The sequence below is a fragment of the Frankia sp. CeCAU1 genome, assembly GCF_977971845.1.
Genome location: NZ_CDWWXA010000071.1, coordinates 12,214 through 17,629 on the forward strand (window position 1 = coordinate 12,214; position 5,416 = coordinate 17,629).

Below are 5,416 nucleotides of genomic sequence, written 5' to 3' on the forward strand. Positions count from 1 at the left end.
AGTCTACGGCTTCTTTGACCGGTGGAAGAAAAAAGGCGTGACCGCCGGGACCCATGACGCGCTGCAGGGCTCCGGCAAGTTCGCGATTTGGATGGTGATGGTCGTGTTGCCGGGTGTGATGGTGGCTGTGTATGGGTGGGATGGTTCTGGGTGGGTCGTCTCCCGTTGCAGGTCGCGGGATCTGATGGGTGCGGGACACGCCGGGGACACGTGTCGCTGACAGAAAAGCAGGCACGCCGCTTGTAGATCACGCAGATGTCGAAGTCTTCGTGCTCTGGGGTGCGGTGTGCCTGCAGGGTTATTGTCTCGTGCTGCGGCTGTGGTGGCGGGACCGGCCGCCGGTTCACGAACCGCTCCGGGTGCGCGGTGTAGGCCGCGTCGAACACCCGGGCCCGGGCGGCGTGCGCCTGCTCGGTAAACGTTCAGTGCCCTCGCGGAGGGTGCTGGTTTCGGGGTGGCAGTAGCGGGCTGTGACGGCTGGGCCGAGTGGTCCGGCTGTGTGGGCTTATCGGGTCTGGCCGTGTGTCGACGCCGCGCACGGGTTGAGGACCCACTTTGATTGCTTCGTGCCTGATCCGGACGGTCCGTCGCGTGACGCGCTGGTCTGGCTTGTCCTCTGGCAGGCACGGCAGAACAGCCAGCTGAAGGCGATCGTCGAGAAGCTCGCCGCGGCGAACGCTGACCTGACGGCGGCGAACGGGGTACTGGCCGGCCGGTTGGGCCGGGTGGAGCACCTGCTTTCGCGCACCAGCGCGAACTCCTAGAGTCCGCCGTCGAAGGACGATGAGCCGGGACGGACGCCGCCGAAGGGCAAGGCGCCCCGCGCCGGGACGCGGCCGCGGGGCGGGCAGCCCGGCGCGCCGGGCTCGCACCTGGCCTTCACCGACGCTCCCGACGGCCGGCTCGACCGGTTCCCCGAAGGGACGTGCGGCTGCGGGACGGTGCTCGGCGGGGCGGTCGGCCGGGGTGAGGCGGTCGATCTCGGCATCGTCGACCGTTACCAGCAGACCGAGATCCCGCTGGTAACGGCGACGGTCACCCAGTACGACCAGCACGCGGTGCGCTGCCGGTGCGGAAAGGTCCACACCGCGCCCCGCCCGGACGGGGCGCGGCCTGGGCCGGTCGGCTACGGGCCGAACCTGATGGCCTGGTGCGTCTACCTGATGGTCGTCCATCACCTCCCGGTCGCCCGCGTCGTCGAGTTGCTCACGTCGCTGACGGGCGCGGCGCCGTCCGCCGGGTTCGTCCACTGTCTGATCAGCCGGACGGCGGCAGGGCTCGCCGGGGCCGACGCGCGGATCCGCGCGCTGATCTGCCTGGCCGCCATCGTCGTGATGGACGAGACCCCGCTGCGCGTCGGACCGCGCCTACCCCGGCCCGGCCGCAAGAAAGCCGAGAAGTACCTGCTTGTCGCCGCCACCGCGCTCTACACCCGCTTCGAGCTCGGGGACCGGGACCTGGCCACCTTCAAGGCCTCCGTCCTCCTCGACCTCGCCCGGGCCGGCGCGACCGTCGTCCACGACCGCTACCACCTCTATGACCACCCCGCGTTCGCCGCCGGCTGCGACCCCGCGGACCGCGACATCCCCGACAGCGCGGACCACGAACCAGACGAGGCTGTCTTCGCCGGCCTGCTCCACCAGGTCTGCACCGCCCACCTGCAACGCGACCTGACCGGCGCGGCCGAGGTCCACCCGGACGAGACCTGGCCCGAGCAGATCGCCGAGGCGCTGCGCGGCCTGGTCCACCACACCAATCTCGCCCGCCACGACGCCGCCCTCCCCGCACCGACCTGGCCCAGCCCACAACCCACGCGTGACCGGAGGCGCCACCCGCCGACCGGCCATCACTCGATGCCACGGAATCCCGCCGCCAGCACACGGCCTGAACGTTTACCTCCAGGATCTCGCGCCTCACGTGTTCGAGCTCGGAAAGAAGCGGTCCTCCCCGTACATGACCTTCGTGGTTCCGGTGCGACCCGAATACCGGGAGATGATTCAAGGAGCCTGCCATGTCGATGGCACATCGCGCATCCAGACGATCACCGAGCAGGACAACCCGCTGGTCGCGGAAATGCTGCGCCTGTTCACGGAGCTAACTGGGGTACCATGCCTGATCAACACGTCGTTCAACGTCGCCGGCGAGCCAATTGTCTGCTCTCCTGTGGATGCCCTGTCCTGCTTCCTCAAAACAGAGATGGATCACCTGATTCTCGGCAACTTCCTGGTCTCTCGCGATCTGGGCCACTGAACACGCCGCATCGCGGTCCTGCTGCTGTTGCAGCACCCCACGACCACCGCCGGATACCCGCTGCGACGAATCCGACATGCGCGCCGAGCCATGTCCAACCGGATCGCCTAGGGCTGATTTTGGAGAAGGAGACGGAAAAATTTTCCGGCGCATGGAGGTTCTGAGTCTCGCCCTTCGAAGCCAGGCCCCTATTTCCGCGCGGATTCGACCGGCTGCCGGATGATCGTACGCAGGCGGCGGGGGTCTGTCCGGCGGGCATCTGACAGATAGATCTCATGGTGACGCCCACGGGGGGTGAGGCCTTCGGCCGGCATGAACTCGTCGTGCATCCGGGAGATGGTCGGGGCCTCCTCGTCGTATGGTCCGACGTAGAGAGTCTGAACGCATGTGCCCTCGAGAAACTCCTCGAACCGGACCTTCTTCACCGCACCAAGGTCCTTCTTCTCTTGAACCCGTTCCAGTGCCGATTCAACGATCGCCGAGGTAATCCAGTCGGGCTGGAAGATCATGATGGTCCAGTCCCACCTGCCCTTTTCTCGGGTATGGAAGACCTGCAGGTCCTTCGCGGACCACAGACCCTCCAGCGGAGCCACGGTGTGCGTCCGCTTCAGCTCGTCCTTGGCGACGGCGCGCACGGCATAGGAGGTCGTGTAGAGCGCGGTTACCACCTCCGCGTATTCCGGGGCGGTATTGGGGTCGCCGTGGCCATCCGCCATGAGGAAGTGCGCCCGCGGAACGTCGATGATCTCGAACATGTTTTGCTTCGACGAATAGAGTCTGGGATGTTCCTTCTTGACGCTGAAGTTGCTGTGCATCAGTGAAATCCTCCGAACATATCGAGCGGCGTCGCTGTCGTTGAGCCTAGTGCTGCGACCGGCGTCGCAGGCTGTCGGGTGGATGTGTCGTCCCAGACATTCTGGCAGGTTCGCGGCATGATCTGGCAAAACCCTTGGATCATTCACGGCGAGGCGCGCGGCGTTCTGGCCGAGGAGCGGATCCAGGCGGTGTCGCCAGTTCCTGCTCGCGAGATGTTCGCCGCGGAGGGGCGGGGTTGGACGCGACACAGGACCACCTCACGGCGTCCGGCAAATTGGGCGGAATCAGGTAGATGAGTAGCTCACAGCAGCATCGCTGACGCGCAAACTACTCGACCTCATCCGGATAGCCGGATCGTGGGGCCGCCGAATGCGCGAAGGACCTGACGCGGCAGGTAATGGGAATCGTCGAATCGTCGAAGCCGCGTATGACGACGATCATCCAGACGCCCGGCGGATCCGCAATATTCTTGAGCGCTGCGGATAGCGTCTTTCGTACAGGAGACGACCGCGGGCACACGGCGGTATGGCGAAGCCGGGCGGTCAACATCGCCTGGCCAGACTCTGGATCTTCGTCGCGGCACGCTGTAGCACCGGGTGCTACGCTGGCATGGTGAGCACTCCTGAGATCACGCAGCGGGACCTGCGGTCGAGGTCGCGGGAGATCATGGACGCCGTCGAGCATGGGCAGTCGTTCACGGTCACTCGGGATGGTCACCAGATCGGGCAGCTCGTCCCGATCCGGCGCCGGCGCCGGTTCGTCTCGCGGCAGGAGTTCGCCGCGATGTCACGCAACGCACCTGACACCGGCCTGGAGGCGTTCCGCGCCGACCAGGAGGCGGCGGCCGACCACGAGGCGACGAGCGCCTATGACCAGTGAGCCCGTCCGGCAGGGCCTGCTGGATACCAACATCCTGATCCTGCGCCGCTGGGTGAACGTGGCCGAGCTTCCGGACGAGATGGCGATCAGCGTGGTGACGCTGGCGGAGCTGTCCGCCGGGCCGCACCAGGTCCGCCGTAACGACGAGCAGGACCTGTACGACGAGCATGAGGAACGGGCACGGCGGATGGAGATCCTCCAACGTGCCGAGAACGAGTTCGATCCGATCCCGTTCGACGCCGAGGCGGCGCGGGTCTACGGCCGACTGTCCGCGGCCGTCGTCGCCGCGGGCCGCAAGCCACGTCGCCGGACCGCGGACCTGATGATCGCCGCCACGGCGGTCGCGGAGGACCTTCCACTGTTCACCACCAACCCCGGCGACTACACCGGCCTGGAAAGACTTTTGCGCGTCGTCCCGGTCACGAGGCCGCCTGTACCCCAGGAGAAAAAGCCCTGACTCAGCCAGGGGAGGCCGCCGTGCCGAGGTGCGGGCACTACTGTGATCGTCATGGCGGAGAAAGTTCCGGCTGACGCGTCCAAGCGCTCGATGTCCCAACAGCGCGAGGAGGCATTGGTGCAGGCGATGTTGCACTATCAGGTGCAGATCGAGCCCGACGAGCCCGGACCGGTTCTTGATCTCGCGGCCCTTGGCTTCGTCAACAACGCATGGCGTAACAGCCCGGTGGAAGACTGGCACAGCGAGGGTCGGCTGGGCGACGGTGACATGTTGCGGATCAACGCCCACACCAGCTGGAGAGTCCGGGAGATCCTTCGCCGTTGGCGCCGTGAGCAGGGGCTCGACCCGGATCGGCGGCTCTCGACGTGGGAGATCCTCGACGTGGAGGACGTCAACTGGCTGGCGGTGCGGATCTGGCGGTGGCTGGTGAACCCCTCCCGTCGGCTTGTCACGGGATCGACCCTCGTGGAACTCGCCGGGGCCGACCTTGACGAATACAGCGACCACGCCGAGCAGGTGATGAGCGGCTTCCTCGCGTCCGTCGAGGAAGACGGGGTGGGCTATGCCTTCTGGCGGGCCGCGGCCCACGGAGGCCTAGCCTGCACCCACTGGTGGGGAGCGCCCAGCTGGCCCCAGATAGTCGACCGGTTCCTACACGCTCTGGACGCCCCCGAGGACGCGCACTGGCGTGACGTCGCTCGATGGGAGGAGATCGTGGGAGCCGCACCCTCACAGGGCGTGGACCGCGCCGAGCTGCGCCGCCTGCTGACCAGCAAGCCCTGGGCACTTACTCCCGAGACAGCGCAGTGGGTTGTCCGCGCCGGTATCCGCTTCTTCCGCACGCCGCTCCCCCTGATTCCCGAGACCGTCTACGACGCCCTCCCTCAATGACGTTCCCGGTTGATCGGCCCGGCGTCGTCAGGACCCCGCAGCCCGCCGACCAGGTGGCCGGTGGGCTGCGAGGATCGCCCCGTTCTGGCTGATCACGAGGCGGGTCGAGGCTCCCGGTCGGTG

At 67.0% G+C, this 5,416-nt stretch carries 7 protein-coding genes and 1 pseudogene; 7 read left to right on the forward strand and 1 reads right to left on the reverse strand.

Annotated elements, in window-relative coordinates; all coding sequences use genetic code 11:
* The 4 genes and pseudogenes from AC08OO_RS13830 to AC08OO_RS13845 all read left to right on the forward strand — a co-directional run.
* A partial coding sequence (locus AC08OO_RS13830; RefSeq protein ID WP_476610138.1) for a hypothetical protein occupies positions 1–220 on the forward strand: 220 nt, incomplete at its 5' end.
* 346 nt (positions 221–566) lie between these two features.
* Positions 567–764, forward strand: a complete 198-nt coding sequence (locus AC08OO_RS13835; protein WP_043592172.1) for a hypothetical protein — start codon at positions 567–569, stop codon at positions 762–764.
* A 399-nt stretch (positions 765–1,163) separates the two neighbouring features.
* Positions 1,164–1,706 (forward strand): annotated as a pseudogene (locus AC08OO_RS13840) (IS66 family transposase); the annotation flags it as partial.
* 109 nt (positions 1,707–1,815) lie between these two features.
* Complete coding sequence (locus tag AC08OO_RS13845; protein WP_255353907.1) at positions 1,816–2,250, forward strand: carbamoyltransferase C-terminal domain-containing protein; 435 nt, start codon at positions 1,816–1,818, stop codon at positions 2,248–2,250.
* 188 nt (positions 2,251–2,438) lie between these two features.
* Here the strand turns inward: AC08OO_RS13845 and AC08OO_RS13850 are convergent, their stop codons facing one another.
* Complete coding sequence (locus AC08OO_RS13850) at positions 2,439–3,065, reverse strand: GyrI-like domain-containing protein (protein WP_043592168.1); 627 nt, start codon at positions 3,063–3,065, stop codon at positions 2,439–2,441.
* Between the two features lie 610 nt (positions 3,066–3,675).
* On the opposite strand from AC08OO_RS13850, the gene AC08OO_RS13855 reads away from it, so the two are divergent.
* The 3 genes from AC08OO_RS13855 (at position 3,676) to AC08OO_RS13865 (ending at position 5,293) form a co-directional block, all read left to right on the forward strand.
* Positions 3,676–3,945: a type II toxin-antitoxin system Phd/YefM family antitoxin gene (locus AC08OO_RS13855; protein ID WP_476610139.1), complete on the forward strand. Its 270-nt coding sequence runs from the start codon at positions 3,676–3,678 to the stop codon at positions 3,943–3,945.
* On the forward strand, positions 3,935–4,402 hold the full coding sequence (locus AC08OO_RS13860) for a PIN domain-containing protein (protein WP_476610140.1): 468 nt from the start codon (positions 3,935–3,937) through the stop codon (positions 4,400–4,402). Before AC08OO_RS13855 ends, AC08OO_RS13860 begins: the two co-directional genes overlap by 11 nt.
* A 90-nt stretch (positions 4,403–4,492) precedes the next feature.
* Positions 4,493–5,293, forward strand: a complete 801-nt coding sequence (locus tag AC08OO_RS13865) for a hypothetical protein (RefSeq protein ID WP_476618612.1) — start codon at positions 4,493–4,495, stop codon at positions 5,291–5,293.
* Positions 5,294–5,416 lie beyond the last annotated feature (123 nt).